At 39.1% G+C, this 24,269-nt stretch carries 22 protein-coding genes; 8 read left to right on the top strand and 14 right to left on the bottom strand.

From position 1 onward, the window contains the following. Positions 1–42 precede the first annotated feature (42 nt). Complete coding sequence (locus tag TW85_RS25355; protein WP_052701943.1) at positions 43–690, bottom strand: TetR/AcrR family transcriptional regulator; 648 nt, start codon at positions 688–690, stop codon at positions 43–45. Positions 691–1,113: 423 nt separating this feature from the next. Beyond that, positions 1,114–2,232 carry an alanine dehydrogenase gene (gene ald, locus TW85_RS06260; RefSeq protein WP_046016228.1) on the bottom strand — a complete coding sequence of 373 codons (1,119 nt, stop codon included), beginning with the start codon at positions 2,230–2,232 and terminating at the stop codon, positions 1,114–1,116. A gap of 439 nt (positions 2,233–2,671) precedes the next feature. Between ald and TW85_RS06255 the strand changes: the two genes are divergently transcribed. Beyond that, positions 2,672–3,631 (top strand): manganese-dependent inorganic pyrophosphatase, encoded by a 960-nt coding sequence (locus tag TW85_RS06255; protein ID WP_046016227.1) that lies wholly within the window; start codon positions 2,672–2,674, stop codon positions 3,629–3,631. Between the two features lie 329 nt (positions 3,632–3,960). On the opposite strand, the gene TW85_RS06250 is transcribed toward TW85_RS06255, so the two are convergent. The 3 genes from TW85_RS06250 to TW85_RS06240 form a co-directional block, all read right to left on the bottom strand. Beyond that, entirely contained in the window at positions 3,961–5,436 is a 1,476-nt protein-coding gene (locus TW85_RS06250) for a hypothetical protein (RefSeq protein ID WP_157196900.1), read from the bottom strand. Positions 5,437–5,836: 400 nt separating this feature from the next. Next, positions 5,837–6,103, bottom strand: coding sequence for a hypothetical protein (locus TW85_RS06245; protein WP_046016225.1), 267 nt, complete (start codon positions 6,101–6,103; stop codon positions 5,837–5,839). Positions 6,104–6,263: 160 nt separating this feature from the next. Continuing rightward, entirely contained in the window at positions 6,264–7,109 is an 846-nt protein-coding gene (locus TW85_RS06240) for a glutathione S-transferase family protein (protein ID WP_046016224.1), read from the bottom strand. A 99-nt stretch (positions 7,110–7,208) separates the two neighbouring features. Between TW85_RS06240 and TW85_RS06235 the strand changes: the two genes are divergently transcribed. After that, a complete protein-coding gene (locus TW85_RS06235) occupies positions 7,209–8,141 on the top strand; it encodes a LysR family transcriptional regulator (RefSeq protein ID WP_084616151.1) in 933 nt (310 codons plus the stop codon). Positions 8,142–8,313: 172 nt separating this feature from the next. Here TW85_RS06235 and TW85_RS06230 read toward each other — a convergent pair whose 3' ends face one another. Beyond that, entirely contained in the window at positions 8,314–8,985 is a 672-nt protein-coding gene (locus tag TW85_RS06230; RefSeq protein WP_046016222.1) for an NAD(P)H-dependent oxidoreductase, read from the bottom strand. Between the two features lie 260 nt (positions 8,986–9,245). Between TW85_RS06230 and TW85_RS06225 the strand changes: the two genes are divergently transcribed. Next, a complete protein-coding gene (locus TW85_RS06225) occupies positions 9,246–10,157 on the top strand; it encodes a cytochrome c peroxidase (RefSeq protein WP_052701942.1) in 912 nt (303 codons plus the stop codon). Beyond that, positions 10,150–11,490 carry a diguanylate cyclase gene (locus TW85_RS25350; RefSeq protein ID WP_052701940.1) on the top strand — a complete coding sequence of 447 codons (1,341 nt, stop codon included), beginning with the start codon at positions 10,150–10,152 and terminating at the stop codon, positions 11,488–11,490. The genes TW85_RS06225 and TW85_RS25350 overlap by 8 nt, the downstream gene beginning before the upstream one ends. Before the next feature lie 19 nt (positions 11,491–11,509). On the opposite strand, the gene TW85_RS06215 is transcribed toward TW85_RS25350, so the two are convergent. The 4 genes from TW85_RS06215 to TW85_RS06200 form a co-directional block, all read right to left on the bottom strand. Next, positions 11,510–12,412, bottom strand: a complete 903-nt coding sequence (locus TW85_RS06215) for a GGDEF domain-containing protein (RefSeq protein WP_052701938.1) — start codon at positions 12,410–12,412, stop codon at positions 11,510–11,512. Positions 12,413–12,614: 202 nt separating this feature from the next. Further along, positions 12,615–12,947 carry a YkgJ family cysteine cluster protein gene (locus TW85_RS06210; RefSeq protein WP_084616147.1) on the bottom strand — a complete coding sequence of 111 codons (333 nt, stop codon included), beginning with the start codon at positions 12,945–12,947 and terminating at the stop codon, positions 12,615–12,617. Positions 12,948–13,261: 314 nt separating this feature from the next. Further along, a complete protein-coding gene (locus TW85_RS06205; RefSeq protein WP_046016221.1) occupies positions 13,262–14,722 on the bottom strand; it encodes a nucleobase:cation symporter-2 family protein in 1,461 nt (486 codons plus the stop codon). Between the two features lie 176 nt (positions 14,723–14,898). Then, positions 14,899–16,326: an 8-oxoguanine deaminase gene (locus TW85_RS06200; protein WP_238326172.1), complete on the bottom strand. Its 1,428-nt coding sequence runs from the start codon at positions 16,324–16,326 to the stop codon at positions 14,899–14,901. Positions 16,327–16,984: 658 nt separating this feature from the next. Here TW85_RS06200 and TW85_RS06195 point away from each other — a divergent pair. From TW85_RS06195 to TW85_RS06185, 3 genes are all read left to right on the top strand, one after another. Next, positions 16,985–17,323, top strand: a complete 339-nt coding sequence (locus TW85_RS06195; RefSeq protein ID WP_046016220.1) for a hypothetical protein — start codon at positions 16,985–16,987, stop codon at positions 17,321–17,323. A gap of 24 nt (positions 17,324–17,347) precedes the next feature. After that, entirely contained in the window at positions 17,348–18,724 is a 1,377-nt protein-coding gene (locus TW85_RS06190; protein ID WP_046016219.1) for a class II fumarate hydratase, read from the top strand. Between the two features lie 246 nt (positions 18,725–18,970). Then, positions 18,971–20,134, top strand: a complete 1,164-nt coding sequence (locus TW85_RS06185) for a hypothetical protein (protein ID WP_046016218.1) — start codon at positions 18,971–18,973, stop codon at positions 20,132–20,134. Here TW85_RS06185 and TW85_RS06180 read toward each other — a convergent pair. Then, positions 20,131–20,532: a GFA family protein gene (locus TW85_RS06180; protein WP_046016355.1), complete on the bottom strand. Its 402-nt coding sequence runs from the start codon at positions 20,530–20,532 to the stop codon at positions 20,131–20,133. The two genes, TW85_RS06185 and TW85_RS06180, sit on opposite strands and share 4 nt — an antisense overlap. A gap of 44 nt (positions 20,533–20,576) precedes the next feature. Continuing rightward, positions 20,577–20,942, bottom strand: a complete 366-nt coding sequence (locus tag TW85_RS06175; RefSeq protein ID WP_046016217.1) for a hypothetical protein — start codon at positions 20,940–20,942, stop codon at positions 20,577–20,579. Positions 20,943–21,104: 162 nt separating this feature from the next. Here TW85_RS06175 and TW85_RS25345 point away from each other — a divergent pair, with 162 nt between their 5' ends. Continuing rightward, positions 21,105–21,689, top strand: a complete 585-nt coding sequence (locus TW85_RS25345) for a TetR/AcrR family transcriptional regulator (RefSeq protein ID WP_052701935.1) — start codon at positions 21,105–21,107, stop codon at positions 21,687–21,689. Between the two features lie 33 nt (positions 21,690–21,722). Here TW85_RS25345 and TW85_RS06165 read toward each other — a convergent pair whose 3' ends face one another. Further along, a complete protein-coding gene (locus tag TW85_RS06165) occupies positions 21,723–23,537 on the bottom strand; it encodes a GGDEF domain-containing response regulator (RefSeq protein WP_046016216.1) in 1,815 nt (604 codons plus the stop codon). A gap of 8 nt (positions 23,538–23,545) precedes the next feature. Next, a complete protein-coding gene (locus tag TW85_RS06160) occupies positions 23,546–24,265 on the bottom strand; it encodes a HAMP domain-containing sensor histidine kinase (RefSeq protein WP_046016215.1) in 720 nt (239 codons plus the stop codon). Between the last annotated feature and the right edge of the window lie 4 nt (positions 24,266–24,269).

Genomic DNA, 24,269 nt, shown 5'->3' with positions numbered 1-24,269 from the left:
ATAAAATATGAAGATTAAAACTTCATAAAGATATAAAGGTTATTATTTATTATTTTTTAAGTATGCTAATTCAGCAAGATAAATACTTTCTTCAATCATTCCTTCAAAATCTTCAAAAAAAAAATCATCTATTCCGGAATCTTCTAATGAACATTTAAAGGCATAGGTAAATATCATCCCTGAAGCAAAGTTTATTAACAATTGAAGGTTTTTAAAACGATCTCCTCCTACACCAAAAGGCTCCATAAATTTTAAAAGCATCTCTGAATTTCGTTTAAACAGATAGTCAATTACTTTCTTTTTCTCAGAGCTATTAGCAGATAAAATTTCTCTAAATACTAATTTTGTTACCGAAGGTTTTGTTTTAAACAGCTTCATATAAGCAGATAAAATAGGCCTAACAGGTGTTTTTGCTTCTTTCCAATTTGATTCCATTAAATAAACTTTCAACTCATTCGAAATTGAAATCAGAATTTGTTGATATAAATTTTCTTTATTTATAAAGTAATATCTAACAAGTGCTGGATTTGTCTTTGCCAGATTTGAAATTTTTGTTATAGAAACTTTTGAATATGGTAAATTTACAAACAACTCTCGAGCTGCATTAAGGATATTTTTTCTTGCATCATTATCATTTTTATCTTTTGATGAAGGTCTCCCAACTTTTCTTGGCGTTTTTTTTTCGTTCATTATTAAGTCCCATTCGCCAATGAAGGCTTCTAGTGAATTATAATTACTTATCTTTACAAATTACTCGAGAAGATAAATTATCTTTTTTTGAGTCTATGGATAATTTAACTATAAGCACTAAAAGCTAATTTAATAACACTAATAATGAGATTTTTTATTGGAAGTAAGTGCAGAGACCTTACTTATAAGAAAGGCAAGACCTGATTTTTCACTCTAGAAAACTTCAACGAACTGTATTTGCTAAAATGCACCTGCTTGTTTGTTATAAGCTGGTTATGAGGAAGCAGCTAAAGCGTTCAGAGAACTACATTAGTGCATAATAAAACAGAGTCTTTCTCATTAATTTTTTTCAAATTAATGAGAAAGACTCAAATAAAGTACTTATAGAAAACTTTTTACTCTGTAGTTAACGTTTGATAAATGTTAAATGACCAAAGCTTCTTCAGGGTCTACATATTCAAAGCCTAGATTGTCTGCAACACTGCGACAAGTCACCAAACCTTTATGTACATTGAGGCCATTTAACAAGTGTGCATCATCAGCCAAAGCTGCTTTATAGCCTTTGTTTGCTAACGCGATAATGTATGGAAGCGTGGCATTATTTAGGGCAAACGTAGAGGTTCTTGGCACAGCACCAGGCATATTAGCGACACAGTAGTGAACAACATCATCAACAATGTAGGTTGGTTCTGCATGTGTTGTCGCATGAGATGTCGCAAAGCAACCACCTTGGTCAATAGCAACATCAACAACAGCAGAGCCAGGCTTCATACGCTTGATCATATCTTCGGTGACAAGCTTAGGCGCAGCAGCACCCGGAATAAGAACACCACCAATCACGAGATCAGCAGATAAAACATGTTCTTCTAGAGCATCTTTGCTTGAGTAAACTGTTTCAAGACGAGCACCAAACTGTGCATCAAGACGGCGTAATACATCAATTGAGCGATCAAGAATAACCACATTTGCGCCCATACCAATAGCCATTTGCGCAGCATTAGAACCCACTACACCACCACCGATAATCACAACTTTTGCAGGAGAAACCCCCGGCACACCACCTAGCAACATACCACGCCCACTGTTAGATTTTTCTAAACACTGAGCACCAGCTTGTATAGACATACGGCCTGCTACTTCAGACATAGGCGCTAGTAGCGGCAAACTACCGTTGTCGCTGGTTACGGTTTCATAAGCAATACAAATCGCTTTGCTGGCAATCAGGTCTTTTGTTTGTGGCAGATCTGGCGCAAGGTGAAGATAAGTAAATAAAATTTGATCAGGACGAAGTCTTGCACGCTCTTCTGCTAGCGGCTCTTTTACCTTCACGATCATGTCTGCTTCAGCGAAGACTTCTTCTGCTGTTGCTTTAATCGTCGCACCTACAGCAAGGTAATCTTCATCACTAAAACCAATACCACTACCTGCATTCGTTTCAATCATTACCTGATGACCATGACTGATAAGCTCGCGGGCACTCGCAGGCACCATACCAACACGATACTCATGGTTTTTAATCTCTTTAGGGACACCGATTAACATACTTATTCTCCTAACGACTTATTTTTATTTGCTACAAGAACCTATCTAAGCAGCACTTAGTAACAGTGCTTTACTCAAAACAGGAGTAAATTTCTAATATCAGTATAGGAATATTTCAAAAGAATAACATACTTATATTTGCCGTAAACAAAGATATAACCACCAGTAAAATCACATAATGCAGTCACATAAACTGCTTTACAACATAAAAAGAAGAATAATCAACAACCTTTAAAACTCACTTAAAGTGAACACCTATTGAACAAATAAGTTTTTAAGAAGAAAAAGCAGTAAAGAAAATACAAGACTAAAGTCGCAGGCAAACACCTATAATTCCAAGTAAACAAGACAAAATTTGTCTAACCAAAAGTCTGTTTTTTGCTTATAATTGGCCCAATTTTTTAACATTCCCACTTTAGGGCAGTACATAGGGTAAGAAATGGCTTTTTTTGACTTAGAATCACCAGAAAACAACGAAACAGACAATCTAGTATGGTTAGGCCACCTTAGCCCTGACAGTGATACCATTGGATCAGCAATTGGTGCAGCCGAATTATTTGGTGGCGAAGCACGTCGCGCTGGCGAACTAAACAAAGAAACCGCCTTTGTTGTTGAATACTGTGGCGTTGAAGTACCTAAGCTAATCTCTAAAGTTGAAGGCCAAAAAGTGGGTCTTGTTGACTTTAACCAGAAAACTCAACTACACAAAGACGTAGATAACGGCGATATCGTTGCCATTATCGACCACCACGCTATCCAAGATCAGCCAATCACATTTAACACACCAGTATCTGTTGATATTCGTCCTTGGGGCAGCGCTGCAACCATTCTTGCTGATCGTTTCGAGAAAATGGGTAAAGAGATGAGCCCAACAACAGCATGTGTACTTTTAGCAGGCATCCTATCAGACACACTAGTATTTGAATCACCTACTACTTGTCCTGTCGACAAGCCATATGCTGAGAAGCTAGCGAAAATCGCAGGTATCGAAGATCTATACGATTTCGGCCAAAAGATGATGGAAGCAAAATCAGACTTAGCGGACGTTTCTACTTACGATGTATTAAAAGGTGATTTCAAACACTACGAAATCAACGGCAAGAAAGTGGGTTTTGGTGTCGCAGAAACGCTACTTCCAGAACAGCTTTTAGAACGTAAAGCAGACCTTCTTTCTGAAATGGAAGGCGAAAAAGCTAAGCAAGGTTTAGATTTCATCTTCTTTGCGATTGTTGATACTAAAACCAAAAATGCTCACCTAGTTGTCTACTCTGATGCAGAAGCAGAACTTGCTGCAGCAGCATATGGTTACACAACTGAAGCTAATTTGATGTACCTACCAGGCTTGATGTCTCGTAAGAGCCAACTAATGCCAGCAGTACAAGCAACACTAACAGCTTAAGTTCTTAATCTAAGAAACACAGTAAGCGTTGCGATAAAAACATTAAAACTAAAAAGGCGAACCTTAAATCAAGGTTCGCCTTTTTAGTTATTTAAAAGCCAATCTGTATTAGAACCTGTGATAAGCCTTTAAAGTAAACTGATAGCTATCTACTGCTGATTTGTCTGTCAGAGGGATTGCGATATCTAAATGAGCAACATTGCCAACTCTAACCTTGCTTGAACTAAACCTTAGCCCAAAGCCGATATCCGACAGCAGGCGTGATTCAGATTTGCTTTCACTGTCCCAAGCTCTTGCGACATCAGCAAAAAAGACTCGTCCGACTCTTACTATATTGAAAGGTGCGTATTATAAAAACGCCTATGTTCAAGAGATGCTAAAAGTCTTCGATCTCCTTTTTGATGATAGCTTGGATAACCTCTTACTATTGTTTTATCTTCAAATGTTAAAGCTTGATCTGACGTTAAACCAACACCTTTATCAAACTTTAAACCCGCGTACCATCGCTGATTTTGAGTAAGGTAATGGTAGTAATCCAATCGTGTTCCAACAATAAAATTTTCTAACTTCCTTGCTTCCGTTAAATAGTTACCTTGATACGAAACACCCACTTTTGTTAAATGATGCTTCCCAATACTAATTGTATTTTCATAAGAGGAGTCTGAGCGGAGAAATGCTTTTTCATTATTTAACCCTTTTGGTCCTATACCAAAGTTAAAATCAAATTCTTGTCCTAACTGTATATCTTCTGTTCTTTGAATTTGATGGATATTTCTAAACTTTTCATATTTATTTTCAATCGTTTTTATTCCTACCCACCCATAATTTCTTATCCTATTATCAGGTAAAGAGCCTTCTGTATTATAGGCATTTCTAAATTCAAACTTGTCTTGGGTAAATCCAAAATAATATCGAGTTACCTCTCCATCAATAAGCCCTTCAGAAAGACCGTAGGCAATACTTAATAATCCATTTTTTTCAAAATATTTGCCAGTAGCCCCATTTAAATGCTCTTCATTTTCTAATAATTCAGAACTAGTGAACTCAGATTCAAAGCTCCATTTAGCGTCTAATGAATAAAAGTGTCGATTAAGAGCTAAATGCTTTTCCTCTCCATCTGAGGTATCGGCATAAGCAACGGCAGAGGAGAAGCGTGATCCAAATAAACTTGGATTTTGGGTCTTAGTTACAATTTTACTATGGCCATCTTCTGTTAAATGCTCAACAGTCAATAGATTACCAGTACCTAGCAAGTTACCACTCTTAAAGCCAATACCTGTATTTGTTTCTCCGCCAGACTCCCCAAATGAGGCTTCTAACTCTAGTGCCCATGTATCTCTTGTGATAACAGCAATATCAACCAAGTCACCACACACCTTTTCAGGAAGTATAAAAGCATCTGTCAAATAATGCTTTTTACGGAGTAATCTTTCAGTTTCAACAAGTGTTGAAACTTGTGCAATTTCACCTTCACCAAAAAGCAATTGATCTTTGATGACATATTCTTTTGTATTTACATGCACTTTATTTAGAAAACGAAAAACTGAATTATTCTCATCCTCGTTAGTTTCATCAAATACATCTAATAAATAAAAATTAATTTCTCGAATAATTTTTCCTTCGGCATTATTTACCCTGTGATTTTTATCTAGAGAATCAAGATTGTAAACTTGAGAAGGGGTAAAGAAGGTTTGGCATGACTCTTCAGATTCAGAAAAGACTAACTGACTAAAGAAAAAGGCACTAATTACAATGCTTGTTTTCAACATATTAAATTTTAATCGATTATCATTCTTATAGAACAATTCAAATGCCCTAATCTAAAATCAGACACATTATATTTTAAAACTAAATAAGTCTAATATTCTTATCAATCTAATATTAAATACTTTAATTTCGGCAAGTTCTTGCGAGTTTTTCGAGGTTAACATAAAGATAAAGCAGAATTCATTGCAACAGCATCAAGTTACACAACTGAAGCTAACTTGATGTACCTACCAGGCTTGATGTCTCGTAAGAGCAAACTAATGCCAGCAGTACAAGCAACACTAACAGCTTAAGTTTTTAATCTAAGAAATACAGTAAAACGTTGCGATAAAAGCATTAAAACTAAAAAGGCGAACCTTGAATCAAGGTTCGCCTTTTTATATGGTTTTAAACTTGAAATAAGCCTTAGTTTTTATAAACACCAGCATTAATGAAAACTTACTCTGATTCTTGACGCCGACCTAAGGCCTCACCTTTGAACAAGAAATAAGCCGATCCAGCGCCAGCCAAAAGAGTCGTATAAAAGTTTCCGTTAAATATTTCGATAAAGATAATGGGCAGTGAAACCACACTAATAAGTAGCAACATTTTCACATACCAGAAGGCAGCGTTCTTTTGCGTTAACCTTTCAACGAGTACTAATACATAACCCGCTACAGCAAAACTCACAACAAGCATAACTGCATCTAAAATTACCTGATTCAATTCTATTATCTTCCTATAATTTTATATTTTATGAGCTCCTCAAGAGGCACAAAAAACTAAGCAACTCACAGAGCGCCTAAGTATAAAAGATTTTACCTCATCAAGAAAAATAAGCATTGTTAGCTCACCCTATAACGAGATATCACTAAGCACTGTAGGCTTAACTCGATAAAAAATAAGTGTCAGAAACATAATCCCTATGCTTAAAAAGGATAGGGTCTAGCGCCTCTGCCACTATTTCAGGATAAGTCTCAAATGCGACTCGAATACTCGGGTACATAGGACAAACCTCTTCACTTAAGGGCTTAAAATAGGCCATAAACATGGCGCTATAGATGTCTAGAGCAGTGAGGTTTTCACCAAAGTAATAAATGGACTCTCTCGTTTCTTGATTGTCTGAAGCGAGTTTTTGAAGAGGCTTTTGTTTTTGATGAGATTGGTGTTTTTGATGAGATTCTTGTTTCTTAAGACGCGCAGTTAATAGATCTAAAATACGGACTATTTCAGACTCATACACGACAACATCTTCAGCATGATAACCATATTTTGCCGCTAAATACTGAGCTATCTTGATAGGAAAACCACCCGCTTCATTCAAACCCAGGTGGACACTTTGCAAGCGGCGTTGCCAACCTAAACCATGCTTGCTACAAAGTGTATGGCATAAAGCAAGATGCTCTTCCCTCTCTGCATTATCTCCTGGTAATAAGCTGCTTTCTTCTTGAGAGCTGTTTTTATAATAGGCTTCTGCAAAATTAAGTATGTCTAACCAATCACTCAAAGCAGGGCCATTTTCAGGTTTTAAAGAAGGTGCATTATTGGCTTCAAACCAAGCTTGCTGTTCAGGATTAAAGGCATCGAAGGCAACAGGGGTATAAGGAATCGCTTTCAAATTTAAAATGGCTTTAGCCGCTTCACTCCAAGGACTAGGAATACCTTTTATCACTTGCAGTTTGATACCTGTAAGAGACTTAGCTTGCTCGAATGTTACGTAGTTATCTGGCATTTAAACTCCTTTGCACTTTTATTATCTGAATTGGGTCTAGGGAACCATGTGTAAAGATAATAAAAGCCTTCAAGCTTTAGACACAAACGATCTTATTTTATGATGAGATTAGAAAATCTAACTCAACAGGAAATTCGCTCAATGGATATGCAAAAAGCACCGCCAATTCAATACCTTAAAACCTTTGTCATGGCTGCTAAGCATATGAGCTTTAAGGAAGCTGCTTTCGAGCTATATTTGACACCCAGTGCGATTAGCCAACAGATTAAGAGTTTAGAAACACACCTATCTACTAACTTATTTAATCGAGACAAGAAGCAACTTACTTTAACCTCAGCAGGTTCGCGCTTTTTGAGCCTAGCTGAGCATGTGATACAGGAATATGAAGCAGGCTTTCAAGACTTTATCAGTTCACAAAAGAATCAACCTATTAAGTTAACCACTACGACCTATCTTTCTAATCAGTACCTCATTCCAAACCTAGCAGACTTTCATAACACTAACCCTAATATCAAATTAGCGCTGCAAGCTTCCGAGAGCTATGTATCCCTTGAAAAACATGCTCTAGATGCCGCTATTCGATTTACGGCTAAACCTGACACTAACGCTCGTCTCGTTTCTCCAGCCTATCTCGCTCTTGCCTGCTCACCAGACTATTTTGAACGTAAAGAACTTGCAGATGAAATAAATTGGCAAACGCAAAGTCTAATTCATTGTCGCCCTGAACAGGATGATTGGTGGCGTTATTTCAAATCAGAAACCAAACTCAAACATGCTGAATATAAGACGATAGCGTCAGAACATTTTGACTCCTATGAAGCAGGAATACAGGCAGCTAAAGCAGGTCTAGGTATTACTTTGGCCATACTGCCCTTATCAAAACACGAATTAGAAAAGAAAGAGCTCATTGCCCTATCAGGCACTAAGATCCAACTAGAAGCGGCTTTTTATCTCATCACCCGAGAGAAGACGCAAAGGCATCAAGAATATGACGCCTTGTTCACTTGGGTAAAAGCGCTTTTAAAATTTTAAAAAGAAAAGCACTATCAGGTCTGCTTTATCGATTAAACGAAACCAACCACGCTTAAAACGTTATGAGTGATAGCTAGGCAAGGCCAAAAAGTATGCTAAAGCAGGGTTTATCGAGATAAATGAGCATTTTAAGTACTTTTTAACGCTGTATAACTGAGCACAATAGTTTTAATTAGCTCTCAGGGGCATTCCTCTGAGATGGATCTCTTACAAACGAATCATTAGGGTTTTGCTTATCTCTTTGCAGCTTGCACGCCTCTGTCCACCAAATTAATTGAGAGAAGCCTCTGTCAAAGTAGCTTTCCCACTCAGTTTCATTTTGGTTGATTTCATAACTACCTTCTTGAGTGAAGACCTCTTGTGCTTTTGGGATGTGTATCATGGCAGAGACAGGCAAGCAGCCAAGTTCAGCCAAATAGGTACGCATATTCACGGCTGCTCTTGCGCCACCCCATTGACCCGCTGAGTAAGTCATAATAATGCTAGGTTTATAAGAAAAGAGTGAGCTACCAAAATGGTTAAGCAAGTTAGCTAAGGCAGGACTCATCGAATGGTTATATTCAGGGCTCACCATGATATAGCCATCCGCTGTTTTTATTTTTTCAGCCAACTCATCTAACGCTCTTGGCGCTCTGCCTTTAACGTAGGCAAAGTGAGGCTTAAAAACTGACTCTAACGGATAATCTAAAACATCTACTAGCTCTATTTCCACATCATTATCTTGGCTTTTAAAACGCTGACTTTCAAAATGTTGGAGACAGACTTTTGCAACACGTAACCCAAGGCGTTTTGGTCTCGGTGGAGAGCTGTCTCTTGAGGTACCTAAAAAAAGCAGAAATTTCATTGGGTCTCCTATCAGACAATTTATTAATGGCTGCTCACGGCTCTACATTTGAACAACAATACTCTAAAAATGAAACTGTGTTTTAGTGATATAATTTAATAATGCGCTTCTAAATAAGTTTGTTATTTCGACCCAGGTGCTCAAAGAGGAAATACCAGCCTCATATCACTGCTAAAAACAGTTTAATACGGCAGACTTATCTTGAAATATTGGTTTTAGTAACTTCTAATATAAAAAAGATTTCCCTAGGAATTGTTATATTGATTCTATTTGCTAAACAACTTTGCTCGAAATCCTTAGCTTTAATCTTCATCTTGATTAGTTTTGGTGTGCATAACAGCTGGGCTAACGAGCCTATCTCGCCTATCTTTCCAGCTGAAAATTTAGACCAAGATAAGTTTGAACTAGGTAAAGCCCTGTTTAAAGACACTCGCTTATCTTTAAACAATGACACCTCTTGTCATACATGCCATGACTTAGGTATGGGTGGTGGAGACGAGCTAAAAATTCGTAAAAATGTTGCAACTAACTCCCCTACTATTTTCAATACAAGTAAGAATTTCCATGTAGGGTGGCGTGGTCAATTCGAAAGCTTAGGCCATCATTTAGGTGGGGTGCTAGCTAACCCTAAAGTAATGGGAACAAATTGGCCAAGAGCTGTAACATCACTAAAAGCCGACACCAGTTTTACCCCTAAGTTTAGGAAGGCATATCAAGGTAAAATCTCCCAAGAGACAATTTTTGATGCCATTTTATATTTTGAAACAAACCTAATAGTGCCAAGCAAATTTGATGAGTACCTTCTAGGTAATGAGCAAGCGATTAGCCAAACCGCTAAATATGGTTATGAAAAGTTTAAAGACTATGGCTGTATTTCCTGTCATCAAGGTGCCAATGTTGGTGGTAACCTGTTTCAGTCTCTTGGCGTTGTTGCCCCTTATATGGGTGAAGACGGCAAATATAGAGCCAAGAAATTACGTGTGCCATCTTTAAGAAATGTCGCTCTGACCGCGCCTTATCTCCATGATGGGTCAGTTGATTCATTAGAGTCTATGATAAAGATTATGGCCCAGTATCAACTTGGTCAAACACTGACGAATACAGAGATAAGACAGATTAAAGCCTTTTTAAAATCACTCAATAGCCAAATAGAGCCAGCTGCTTATGAATAAAATTAAGCTACCTCTTATCTTTGTTCTGTTGAGTTTAGCCATAATGTTAGCCATTTATGGTACTTACAATCGCTACTCAGACTTGAAAGATACTATGGGGATTCAAAACAGTATTTTTCAGGTAGTCGAACTAAGGTCTGCTGATGCTAAATGGAATTTTGAACTTAATCGCATTCATAGTAATAATTTCCCCCATTATGATTTAGTTAATCAGGCAGCTAAAAATTACCAAGCCGAATTACAGCTGTTTCTACAAATGTCCTCAAACATTCAAGGACCCTTGCAAAATATTGGGGTAGAACTGAATAGGTTAAGTAAAGATAAACAGCGTCTTATGAATGACTATCTATCCGATATAGCGATTACTCGAAACTCATTCAAGTTCTTAGACACTCTCTTATTTTCATTACATGAAACATATCAGGATGATGACGAGTTTCTTAAATTTTTAGCCCATGCCCAGTACCAAGTTTCTATTTATGTCGCGTTAAACCAGAATATCCAGCTAAAACAGCACAAGGGTTATGACAGCTGTGACCGGTGTGATATGGATCAGAAAAAAGCGTTTAATAAGGTGAATCTACACCTAGGCCTGTTGAAAGATAAAATCCTTTTATCCAACCAAGCTAAAGATGATTTTTATAATCCTGAACACACCTTATTGCTAACACTTTTATTAGATGAGCTTTCTATGGCTTACATAGAGACCGAAGCTGAACATAAAACTATTCAATCTCAAATTTTAATTATTACCACAATCCTCGTTATCACAGTACTTGCCTTGTTAGGCTTCTTGTATTGGATTTATCGTACAATTGAAGGTCATAGACGGGCTGGTATTACAGACCCTCTAACAGGCCTTTATAACCGTAAAAAGCTATTTGAAAACTTACAACCCTTGATGGATCTACACCATAAATCAGGTAGAAATTTAGCCTTACTCTTTATTGATTTAGATGGGTTCAAGCAAATTAACGATACCCATGGTCATGATATTGGCGACAAGTTGCTACAACGTATTTCAGCTCGTTTTAACCAACATGTGAGAAAGCAAGACTGCATTTATCGTATAGGCGGTGATGAGTTTGTGATCTTAATTAAAGAGCTAGAAGCGCTAGATATTGCCGAAGCCATAGCGAAAGAAATACTGACTAAATGCAGTAGATCCTTCAAATTAGACGATAAGCTCTGTGATATCACCCTAAGCATCGGGATTAGTCTTTTTCCTGATCATACCCAAACGCCTAAACAACTTATCAGGTATGCTGATGAAGCCATGTATCAAGCTAAAAGCCATGGCAAGAACCAGGTTAAAACTTGGTCGGAAAGTTAGTTTTTCGCGTGCTAATGCTTTAGCTATCTAAGCTATAAACTTGGTTACGGCCCTTACGCTTAGCACGATAAAGGTTCTCATCAGCGCGTTTGAGCATAGCCACATAGTCATAATCCGATTCTTTTACTTCGGACACACCTATGCTGACGGTGATAGCGATGTCATGATCATTCTGACTGAAACGGGCATTCGAAATTTCCCTTCTCAGTTTTTCGGCTACCTCAATGGCACCAGCCTTATTGGTAGCAGGTAAAATAATGCAAAACTCTTCGCCACCGATTCTAGCAACCTTGTCTTGAGAGCGAATATGCGTCTCACAAAAAGAAGAAAATGAAGTGAGAACATAGTCTCCTATCGGATGGCCATATTTATCATTAATCAACTTAAAATGGTCTATATCTAACGCTAATAATGAGTAATGAATATTCTCATTTTTATAGCGAAGAAACTCCTTTTCAGCCATTTCATCAAACATACGTCGATTCATCAGGCCGGTTAGCGGATCTGTTCTTGAAAGTAGTTTTAATTTATTTTGAACATCTATGTATTCAGTTACATCACGTTGAATCGAGACAATATGTGTCACCTCGCCTTGATCATTAAAAAGCGGCGTGATGCTCAAATCTAACCAATAGGCTTTCCCTGCCTTAGAGTAGTTTTTTATTGTGACTCTCACAGCGACCTTGTCTTCCAAGCCTTTACGAATCAAACTTTTCGCTTTTTCACTTGTACCTTTAGACTGAAGAATTCTTGGCGTTTTACCTATAACTTCTTCTTTTGAGTAACCAGTCAACTCGGTAAAGGCCTGATTAACATAAATAATTTCAGGTCCAGGCTCATTGATAGGCTCAGCTTTTGTCACTATGACAACATCTTTTGCTGTCTCAACTATGTCTTTAAATTCGAAATCAAAGTCTTTCATCTTAAGATTAGTTTCTCCCTAGATACTTATTACTAAGCGTTAAGAGGCATACATAAGAGCCATCTAATATGTCTATTGAACACTAAGGATAGGAGAGTTAATTTAAAAACATACTATGAAAGCCAATAACTTATATATTTTTTTGTCACTTTATCATGCGTTTCTTGCACGTAAGGTAACAAACTGAATCAGGAAAGGGACTTTATGCTTTAGTATTCATGTATTGATGACGTGCACTTTTACAATCTTGCGAGGCCATTTCAAATTCGCGGCACACCCAAGGGCGGTTTTCATAAATGGTACACATATGGGTATGCCTATCCATAGCAGAACACCAACCATCTTCTAAACGTAGCATTACCTCGACACCGTATTCGTTTTCGGTAATGTGCCGTTCGGGGACACCCGTTTCTGAAATAAGCATGACTTCGTAATGACAGCAGGATGCATGGCAGTTTGAGCAGTTCACCTCATTTGGGGAGCTAGCCGAAGGGGCAGTGACACTATTGCTGATGTCTGTAATTTCTATCTTCATTGCTTTCTCAATCACTGCTTAATTACGCTATTAAAAGCAAAGCACTTTTACATTAGTAAAGCATAATACGCTAAAGTGTCGGGTTATAACCCCATTCATTTACTTTTTTGAAGATTAATTAAAGCCCTGACATTTCGGCAGTTTATCATTCATCCCTAATCAATTAGTTAACTCTCATCCCTTAAAAAAGGCCACCCTCAGGTAAAAGGCAACCTAAACCGAAAAATAGGTTTTATTTTTAAACTGGATAATATTGAGCATACGCTTAGTGAACGAAGCGCATGCCCTTTTTATCCTTTAATTTATATTTAGCCTTACACGGCATCTAACGCTTTATCCGATTTATCTAACGCTTCTGCATCTTTTTCAGCTTGCTGTTCAGCCGCTTCAAGATTTTTAAGCTCACGCTTACTCATAGGCAAAAGCAGACTCATTAAGATGGCTGAAAGACCTGCAACAGTAACAGAAGAGCCCATTAGATTTTTAAGTAGCGGAGGCATAGCGCTAGTGACTTCTGGCACAGCGGTGACACCTAAACCTAAGCCAAAAGACACGGCCATAATTAATAGGTCACGACGGCCAAGCTCAGCAGTTGCCAAAATACGAATACCAGCGGCAGCCACAGTACCAAACATCACAAGTGTTGCACCACCTAGTACTGGCTTAGGCATGGTTTGTAAGAAAGCTCCAATAATTGGGAACATACCTAACAAAACAAATAAGCCAGCTATGTAGAAAGCCACATAACGACTTGCGACACCGGTAAGCTGAATCACACCGTTATTTTGACTAAAGGTCGACATAGGGAAGCTACCCATAATCGCAGCAATGGTTGAGTTAGTACCATCACCCAATACACCTGCTTTAATACGGCGCATGTAAACAGGGCCTTTTACTGGCTCATTAGACACCATAGAGTTAGCGGTTAAATCTCCCGTAGTTTCTATCGCAGTCACAACCGAAATAATGGCAACAGGAATGAAAGCAGCAATATCAAAATCCAGCCCATATTTGAAAGGTGTTGGGATAGTAATCAGCGCCACTTCGGCAATATCATAATTAACCATCCCCATGAAAGCCGCACTAATATAGCCAACAACCATACCTATCATGATGGCTGAAAGACGCAGTGTTTGGTTACTAAAACGGTTTAACAAAATAATAGTACTGAGTGTGATACCACCAATCGCAAGATAATGCAGCGCGCCCTTATCTTCAGCATTAAAGCCACCCGCTAAATCTGTCATACCCACTTTGATAAGAGATAAGCCTATAGTAGTAATGACGATACCCGTCACCACAGGAGTAATAATGCGCCCCAGTTTATGCATGAAGCGACTTAAGATAATTTCGATAAAGGCTGAGCAAAGACACACACCAAAGATCATGGCAAGAATATCTTCTGAGCTTCCACCTCGGTTTTTCACTAAAAAGCCCGCCGCTAATACAGCACTTAAGAAAGCGAAGCTTGTCCCTTGTACACACAAAAGACCAGAGCCAATAGGGCCGACTCGCTTGGCTTGAATAAAGGTACCGACACCCGAGACGATCAGGGCCATGCTGATTAGATAAGGAAGGTGCTCGCCGAGACCTAACACACCACCAATAATTAAAGCGGGTGTGGTGATACCGACAAAGCTTGCCAAAATATGCTGAAACGCAGCAAATAAGGCTTTAAGGGATTCTGGCCTATCATTAAGACCATAAATTAATTCGTTTTTATCATTACTGGATTCTTGTTCTGACTGTTGATCTAACTGATTGTTCTTACTCATGCTGTTGCTCCGCTTATTATTTTTTTACGAGATACTTACAAGTTTGAGTTCATAGTTTTTGAGTTAATGGTTTAAATGGCTGGCCTCTTCAACCAGCCAATACTATTTATGTCTTTCCCTGTTGCTTCATCTCCTTTTGATAACTGATTAAGAATGAGTCTTATAGTGGTGGCTTTTTAATAGCCAGCCGACTGAAATAAGGCTTTTGCCGCTGCCGTATGTTTTTGCATTAACTCGGCAATCTCCCCTTCTAACCAGACCCCTTGTTGCACTTTCCATTGGCCGTTGATCATGACAGCATCAGCCTTATGAGCACCGCATAACACCATGGCCGCTAATGGATCGTGACTGCCGCTAAACCTTGGTTCATCTAATTTATAAAGTGCGAGGTCCGCCTTCATACCCACAGCTAACTGCCCAATATTTGGGCGATTTAGCACCTGCGCAGAGCCTTTTGTGGCAAGGTTTAGGGCATCAAGGTGAGTAAACTCATCTGCTTGGTATCTCAACCTTTGTATGCAAAGGGCTTGTCTAATTTCTTGCATCAAGTTGCTATGGTCATTAGAAGCCGAGCCATCAACGCCCAAACCAACACGAACACCGGCCGCTTCAAGTTCTTTCACTCTGGCAATTCCTGAGGCCAATACCATGTTGGAAGAAGGACAGTGACATATCCCTACTTTGGCAGCGCCAAGCCGTTTCACTTCTACATCATTAAAGTGAATACCATGGGCTAACCAAGTTTTGTTATGCAACCAACCAACTGTCTCTAAATAGTCCAATGGCCTTTGACCAAACATTTCTAAGCAAAAATTGTTTTCATCTTCTGTTTCAGCAAGGTGGGTATGAATATTCACATCGAACTCTTTCGCCAGTGCGGCCGTGCTCTTCATCAAATCTTGTGTGACAGAAAAAGGAGAACAAGGGGCGAGTGCTATTTCGATAAGGTCGTCTTTTTGATGATAAGCCTGAATCAAACGAGCGCTGTCATCCATGATGGTCTCTTCACTTTGCACAACGGACTGAGGCGGCAAGCCACCTTGATCTTGGCCTAAACTCATGGAGCCTCGGGTAAAAGTCGCACGCATGCCTAAGCGTTGCGCAACTTCTACCTGCTGATCTATGCCATTGACTAAGGTTTCAGGGAATAAATAGTGATGATCACTTACCGTGGTACAACCGCTTAGCAGTAACTCCACCATGGCCAGCTCTGTGGCTAAAGCGTGTTGCTCTGGTGTGAGTTTGGCCCAAATTGGATAAAGGGTTTGTAACCAAGGAAAGAGTTTTTTATTTAAAGCAGGCGGACAAGCTCGGGTCAGGGTTTGATAAAAATGATGATGAGTATTAACCATACCAGGCATAAGCACATGGGCACTGGCATCAAAAATTTGATCATACTGACGCTTGGGGCTTTGACCTTTTGGCACCAACTCAAGGATGGTTTGACCCTGTATCAAGATACCATTGCTGGCATCTTCACTATTGGCCGTAAAGGTCGAAAGAGGTGATTTTATCCATAAAACAGATTGCTTTGTCATAACACGCACTCTTATTAAAGGGTGCATGCCATAAATCTGGCCATGCACCCACAGTTCTAGGTACATGGCAGTGACTTTCGTGTTGATCTACCAAATCGAGATAAAAACATTAGCAAAACAAATTAACTAAGTCATGTGTTCAAAACCCTTGAATTAGATCAATTATGTCTTTGTTTAATTATTTTTATAATCAATAGATATAAAACAATTGTTTCATCTCTAGGCAATTTGATACTTTCAAGCAAGATAATGTTATCAAGCTAAAAACGCTGACTAGATCAGAAGAATTGTTTATCGAAAATCATTATCAAAATCGCATTAAAAACCTAAAACTTATCTAAAAAACATTATAAGAATTTGTTTTTAAATGAATTAATAATCAACTCTAACTATTTCCAATGGAATTTAAACAGGTCAGAAATAGCAAAAACAAGAGCACAAAAACCATTTTATCACTGCGATTTAACATCCTTTAACGCGAGCACCTTATTTGTATTCAGACAATTTGACTGAAAAACAAACAAGTAGCAATACCCCTAATATACGGATCTAGTATTTATCATATAAGTTTGACCCTATCGATTTCACATTATGAATAAGCCTAATTTATGGCTATTTTCCTTTGATTTTTGAGTTTGCTTGACCTTTAACTGAGCTTATTATTTAATGATAACAATTCTCATTATCGTTAATTTATTTAATATTCAAGCAGTAAGCCCTCATCATGATAGATCAGCTGAAAAATAAAATACGTTACGGCATGGAGCCAAATAACCCAGCCTTACTTTCTATCTGGTTAGCCTTCGAAGAAGGTAGATGCCAGAAAATAACCCCTGAAGAGCAATGGAAAAGTTATATAGGGATAGTACAATTTTTGTTAGAAACCTTTGCCGACACTATGAACCCTGACCATTGGCGTGTGACTTGCCTAGATCATATTGCCAGGCCTCTATGTAGCTTAAACCGTATTGTTAAACGCCCTCAGCAACAAAGTGAGCTACAGGATTTGTTATCCGAAATTAATGTGATTTCCCACTATTTCTCTCCTAATTTTATTAAATAACGCCAGACACCATAAGGAACCAAGATGAAAACTCGAATTGAACGTGACAGTATGGGTGAACTTGAAGTCCCAGAATCCGCTCTCTATTCTGCCCAAACTCAGCGTGCGATTAATAACTTCCCCATTAGTGGTCAGGGCATGCCGATTGCTTTTATTCGTGGATTATTGCTTGCTAAAAAATCTGCCGCTAAAGCTAACCTAAAATTAGGTTTATTAGATAAAGAAATTTCCCACGCTATAACTCAAGCGGTCGATGAACTACTTGCCCAAGAGAATTTTATCCAGCACTTCCCTGTTGATGTATTCCAAACAGGCTCAGGCACAAGCTCTAACATGAATGCCAATGAAGTCTTAGCGACTCTCGCTTCTCGTATTGCTGGCTTTGAAGTTAACCCGAATGACCATGTTAACTATGGCCAAAGCAGTAATGACATTATCCCAAGCAGCATTCATATCAGTGCCGCGTTAGAAATACATCAAAGCCTGCTGCCAGCTCTAAAGCACCTTGTAGCTAGCATCCAAGCAAAAGCTGAGAGTGTGAAGCAGTATGTAAAAACAGGTCGTACTCACCTTATGGATGCGATGCCAGTTCGTTTGGATCAATCGCTATTAAGTTGGTCGACACAAATAGAACAAAATATCCAAGCCATTGAATTAAGCTTACCTGCATTACAAAGTTTGGCCCAAGGTGGTACAGCAGTAGGGACAGGCATCAATGCTCACCCCGACTTTGCTAAGACCTTCAACCAAGAGTTATCTGCTTTAACAGAGATTGAATTTACCCCAGCGGCTAACTTGTTTACTCATATTGCGAGCCAAGATATTGCCGTATCAGTTTCAGGCCAGTTAAAAACCACAGCGGTTTCTTTGATGAAAATAGCCAATGATCTGCGCTGGATGAACTCAGGCCCACTAGCCGGTTTAGGTGAAATTGAATTAGAGGCCCTGCAACCAGGTTCCTCTATCATGCCGGGTAAAGTGAACCCCGTCATTCCAGAAGCCGCTGCTATGGTCGCGGCCCAAGTAATGGGCAATGACACCAGCATCACAGTGGCCGGACAATCTGGCAGCTTTGAGTTGAATGTCATGCTGCCTTTGATTGCTCGTAACCTATTAGAGAGTATTCAGTTAATTAGTAATGTGAGCCATTTGTTGGCAGATAAAGCCATTAGCAGCTTCACCGTAAAAGAAGACAAACTAAAAGAAGCCCTAGCTCGTAACCCTATTCTAGTCACCGCGCTAAACCCCATTATCGGCTATCAAAAAGCAGCAGAAATCGCTAAACAAGCCTATAAAGAAGGCCGCCCGGTTATTGATGTGGCTAAGGAAAATACAGACCTTAGTTTAGAGGAACTAACACAATTGCTAGATCCAGCGAAATTAACCCAAGGTGGACTTTAAACGCCGTTAGGGAAGCTTAATCTAAACAAGTTTTCAAACTAAAATAACGAAAAGCGGGAAGTCTTTATTTAATTAAAGCTTTCTGCTTTTTTTTGGTCTAAAGAAATGAACTAAAACAAAAAGTCGCTTTCATAAGTTTTTTCTAATTTAGTTAAGCTTACCTTAAGAATTCTTTAATAATATAAAACTTAAGGCAGCAGGATTAACGCCTTCACTACTTTTTAATTGCCACTACAAGGATTTGTTATGCCTTTTACTATCAACAACGCCCCTGTTACTTTTTCGCTTACTGAATTTGATCGCCTTGCTAGAGAATGTCACCCAAACATCAACTTTGGTAATTCAAGCTTAGACAGTCTTCGTGAATTACTATCTCGCCCACCAGCCAGTATTTTAAAGCAGGCAGTTAGTTTACGTATTTCTCGCATGTCCCAAGCTAAACGAACTAAATATAAGCGCGTAATACGTTATGTTGCTTTTCACCTTGCCGCCATCTCTCAAGGTATTGTGTTAAACCAAGTCACAAATGGGCGTTTAACAAATCGAAAAAATTTTTTAAATTATTACGCCACAATGGACCAAACTACTGAGTACGTTGATTTAATGTATGGCATTGCAAATGCACGATCCTATGCTCCCTATTTATTGCCAGCAGGACGCCCTCTTCAGTGCGATGACTATAATAATGCATCTAATATAGGTACTGGACTAGCGTTTGGACGTCAATGGAATGGAACAGGTTTTTTTAATACTTCTCAAAGACAAGCTACCACCAGCATTCAACAGGGTTCGAGCGCACCAACATTAGTGAGAAGTGAAGCAACACGCCAAGTATTTTCCACTGGTTTGCTTAATAGTCGCTACAACCCAACTGAAGTTTTTAGTATGTCAGAAGCAAAACTTAAAAAAGATACTCATATTAATTTCGGGTTTATGCGAAACAGAGAAGCAGCAGGAGCACAAGGAGAAAGAACCGCTCGCAAACATTATTGGGCCCATGCAAGAATGGTTAAAGGAGTGAGGCGAGCTTGTAAAGGTGGTATTGCGATGGTGGCATCATCCCATTTATACCGTGGCGTTCATGCTAAGGTTCATTTTGTTCTAGATGGTCTAGGAGATCTTGGCACTATGGCAAGAAAAGACAGCCTACCCAATAAAGACGATTATGTTGCAATCACTTCATCTGAGCTAGCCTTTTGCTGTCGCTATTGGGATGATCCAAACTTCCCTCTAAGTGAAGTAGTCAAATTTTATGTCAATGGCAATCGTGTACACGCCCCTTGGGAAGCAGATTGGATACTGCAAGATGCCAATGGCACACAAGTTTACTCAAACCAGGAAGCTTGGTTACGCTATCGTTACAGCGCGGCTCAAGTCAATCCTGTCGCTAAGCCTTTCCCTCGTTTTTAACTTGATAATACTGACTCTAGACTTTTACTTTCATCATACCAAGACATCCTTTCATGCCAGACCCTAACTTCCTGAGGAGGAAGTTTAGGCTGGACTGAAAGCGTACCAACAGGGACAACCAGTAACCTTTCATTTTGTGTTACAAATGGCATGGAAGTCCCACAGGTTTTACAAAATACCCGTCTTACCTGACTATTGGGTACATCAAAACTTTTCAAATGCCTCTTTCCTTGCTGCCAATTTATATTCTCTACCAAGGTAAATGCATTGGCTACATTCGAAGAGCCTGACGCTTTTTGGCATAAGCGACAATGGCAAAGCTTAAAGCTCATAAAGTCATCTTTGACTTCATATTTAACCTTTTCACAAATACATGATCCATGTAGGTAGGATGCCATTTTGCTTACCTCTTCTTTTAGGTGATTTTCATCTGCTATCAAGTCTAATCTACTAAAAAATACGCTTTGATTTTTTGATTAAAACTTAACCCAAAAGATACCAGTGCGATAACCATACCTATGTAAGCGCCAGAAGGAATAGCAATCACAAAATTAACAAAGAACATGGTTCTAAAGCCGACAAAGTTACGCTTTAAAATAAAACTCACTAAAAAAGCGAAACTCGCAATATAAGCGGCGCCTGTATACAAGAACCATTGAGGGTCTAGCGTACCAACTTGAATATTTTGGCTAGTAAAAACGGCATAAAATACAAAAGGCAGTACCATCATTAGGGCATTCAAAATGAAAGTAACTCTTAGTGGGATAGGTTTTTTGGGGAGATCTTGGGTTAAATTTGGGCTAGTCATAGGATTACCATATTTACTTAAATTAAAAATTACCGACTAGTTCTAAAGACAAAGTGGATAGAATAAATTACACTAACCAAGTCTTGAACCAATCGGTTCAAGATTATTTTGGAACGATCAGTTCAAGATGTCAATGTTATTTTTTGAATGGAAAAATAGGCTATGAGTGGAAATAAACAATTCAATACCGATGCTGCGATTGACTCAGCCATGTCACTTTTTAAAGATAAAGGGTTTTCTGGCACCTCACTTTCTGATTTAGAGAAGGCAACAAAGTTAAATAAATCAAGTATTTATAATGCTTTTGGTAATAAGGATGGTCTATACACAGCCTGCCTTGAAAGGTTTCGCTTACATTACACAAGCAAGGCCTTAGCTAAGCTTGAACAGGCCGACTTTAAAACCGCTATTTATGAATATTGCGATTATCTTGTTGGTGGGTTTGATGACGATAAAATGGATCAAGGTTGTCTAGCCAGCCTAGCGGCTTTGGAAATGAGTGCCCAAGACTCTATTGCCAAAGACTCAATCAAAAATGGTTTAGATGATATGCTTATATGCCTTGAGAGAAGGTGCCAGCTGGCGATAGAACAAGGCCAACTAAGCAGTAAGTGGCAAGCAGACGAACTTGCCGCCATGATAATTTCAGTTAACCGTGGAGCCATAGTTTTAAACCGTGGCCGTGGCGATAAACAAGCAGGAAACAACGCCTATCGCGGTTTATTAGCGGCTATTTTCAACACCTAGTTTGCCCGAGAAAGTACACTTACTGCGCCAAAGTTAAGCTAACTCTGGTGCTTGTTTGTTTAACGCTGTTTTGTTTGACGTTTGACTCTCTAATGTCTTCTCTAAAAGACTTTCTTGTGGCTCAGGCCTGTGTAAGTAGTAGCCTTGTATCATGTCGCATTGCAGTTTTTTACACGTCTGATATTCATCTAGCGTTTCCACTCCTTCAGCCACAACCTTCATGCCCATTCTATGGCCAATTTCAATAATGCCAGATACCAAGGCTTGATTACGTCTGTGTTTTTCAATGTCTTTAATCAAAGACATATCTAGCTTGAGATAATCAATGGCAAACTCAAGCAACAGCTTGATAGAGGAATAACCTGCACCAAAGTCATCTAAGGCAATTTTTACCCCTGCCTCACGTAATTCTTCAATTTGATTAATACAGGTAGCAACATTTTTAACCATTTGCCTTTCGGTTAACTCCACACAAAAAGCTGAAGGTGAAAGGCTAAGCTCTTCCAGCCAAGATAAAAACATACGGCTAAAATTCGCACTGGATAATTGTGAAGCTGTCACATTAATTTTAATGCTAGCTAGCTTAATATTTGAGGCATCTAGCTGCTTGATAAGTCTCTGAGACTTTTTCAACACTATCTTGGTGAGCTGATTAATAATCGGGCTGTCTTCAAATACTGGGATAAACTCCTCTGGGCGGACAGGCCCCATCTGCTCAGAGTTCCAGCGAAGTAAGGCTTCATAATTCAAGCTGTTTGGCTGGTGAATGTCCTCAATACGTTGGAAGAAAACATCAAACTCATCTTGCTTAATCGCATGATCAAGCTGAGCGGCTATCATCACTTTGCGATTATATTTCTCTTCCATTTCCCCAGTATAAAAACGTACAAATTGGCCTGACTCTGGGTTCGCTTTTACCTCATACATAGCACAATCGGCATGCTTCATCAGAAGTTCGGCACTATGCGCTTCTGGATAAAACGCAACGCCAATAGCTGGCTGACTTTGAATCTCTTTACGATCTATCGTAAATGGTGCATCAAAGGCTGAGAGTATGTTTTCAATCAGCTGATCTACCCTTTCTCTATTACTGCTATCAATAAGATCGGTGAAAATAAGAAACTCATCGCCTCCCATACGAGCAATAAAGTCCCCTGCTTCTAAGGTTATTTGCAACCGGTTTGCCACCTGAATCAGTAGCTCATCCCCTACAATATGACCAAAATTATCATTCACCGTTTTAAAGTTATTTAGATCCAAATAAAGAAGTGCAAACTGCTTTTTTTCTGCTTGAGCGTTTTTCAGCCTATGATTTATTTCTGCTTCAAATTGAGTGCGATTGGGTAGCTTGGTGAGATGGTCTGTATAAGCGAGCTGGTTAAGTTGCTCATTACGATCGGCAATATCAATTAAGGATTGCTGTAATGCCTGTTCAGACTTTCTGCGCTCTTTAGCATAATAAAAACTGCGGGCAAGAAGAGGAGGTGTAATATCGTTTTTAGTGAGGAAGTCTTGCGCCCCAAGCTTAAGTGATTCTACCGCGATTTCGAGGTCTGTTTGTCCTGTCAAAACCACTATGGGCAAATCTGGGTAGGCTTCTCTTAGCAAGGTTACACTTCTTGAACCTGTGCTATCAGGCAAGTTCATATCCAGTATGAGTAGATCAAAAGCTTGTTTTGCCAGTGCGCCTGCGATCTCAGAGTACTGATCCACACACACAAGAGTAAACTTACCATCGTAGGCCTCGTCCAGCATGGCCCTGACGATTTCAGCATCTACCGGATTATCTTCGGCGAGTAGGAAGACATTTTCATTATGACTGTCATGCTCTAGTAGCGAGTTATACATTTTACGTCCTATATAGAAAACTCATATTCAACCTTGAATCCACCTAACTCTGATTCACCGAAATATAAACCTGCTTGATTAAGTTGTGCAATACGCGCGCAATAACTCAACCCCATACCAAGATTGGGTGAGTCTTGGTGATTTCTTGTGGTACTAAAAGGCTTTGTTAAACCTGCCAACTTAGATTCACTCACACCAATACCATTATCTTCAATAACCAATTTCGCCCTTTGTTCTGTCAGCCTATTCAGGCTAATTACCACTTTGCCAGTCTGATCTGACTGTTGAAACTGCAAAGCATTATTAATTAATGAGGTTAAAAGCAGTTTCCAATGGCTTGTAATCGCTAGCAAATTTACCTCTTGCAAGTTCAAACTAACATCAGGTGAATTGGTATTCAGTAACTCAGCGTTTTCATCTAAACATTTCGCCAGCATTGTTTCAATCAAGAGATGAAGATTGATCTCTACACTCGCTTCTCGAGTCGATTCCAGGCGCGTATAAAGAGTCATCGCATCTATCATGGCCTGAGCCTTATCAGCACTGCCTTTTATCAGCTGCATCCAATAACGCTCTTTGTCACTTACCTTTTCGCTTATGTCTTGCTCTAACAAGCCAGTTAACTGACTAATCCCCCGAATCGCCGCTCCCAAATCGTGAGAAATGGCATAGGAGAATTCTTGCAACTTGGGCGTATACATCTCGTCAGTCTTGGCTTGTTCGGACATATTA

It is taken from the genome of Marinomonas sp. S3726, assembly GCF_000967665.1.
GTDB lineage: Bacteria > Pseudomonadota > Gammaproteobacteria > Pseudomonadales > Marinomonadaceae > Marinomonas.
Note: the sequence above shows the minus strand (reverse complement) of the source record. Positions and strands in the feature narration are given on the sequence as shown.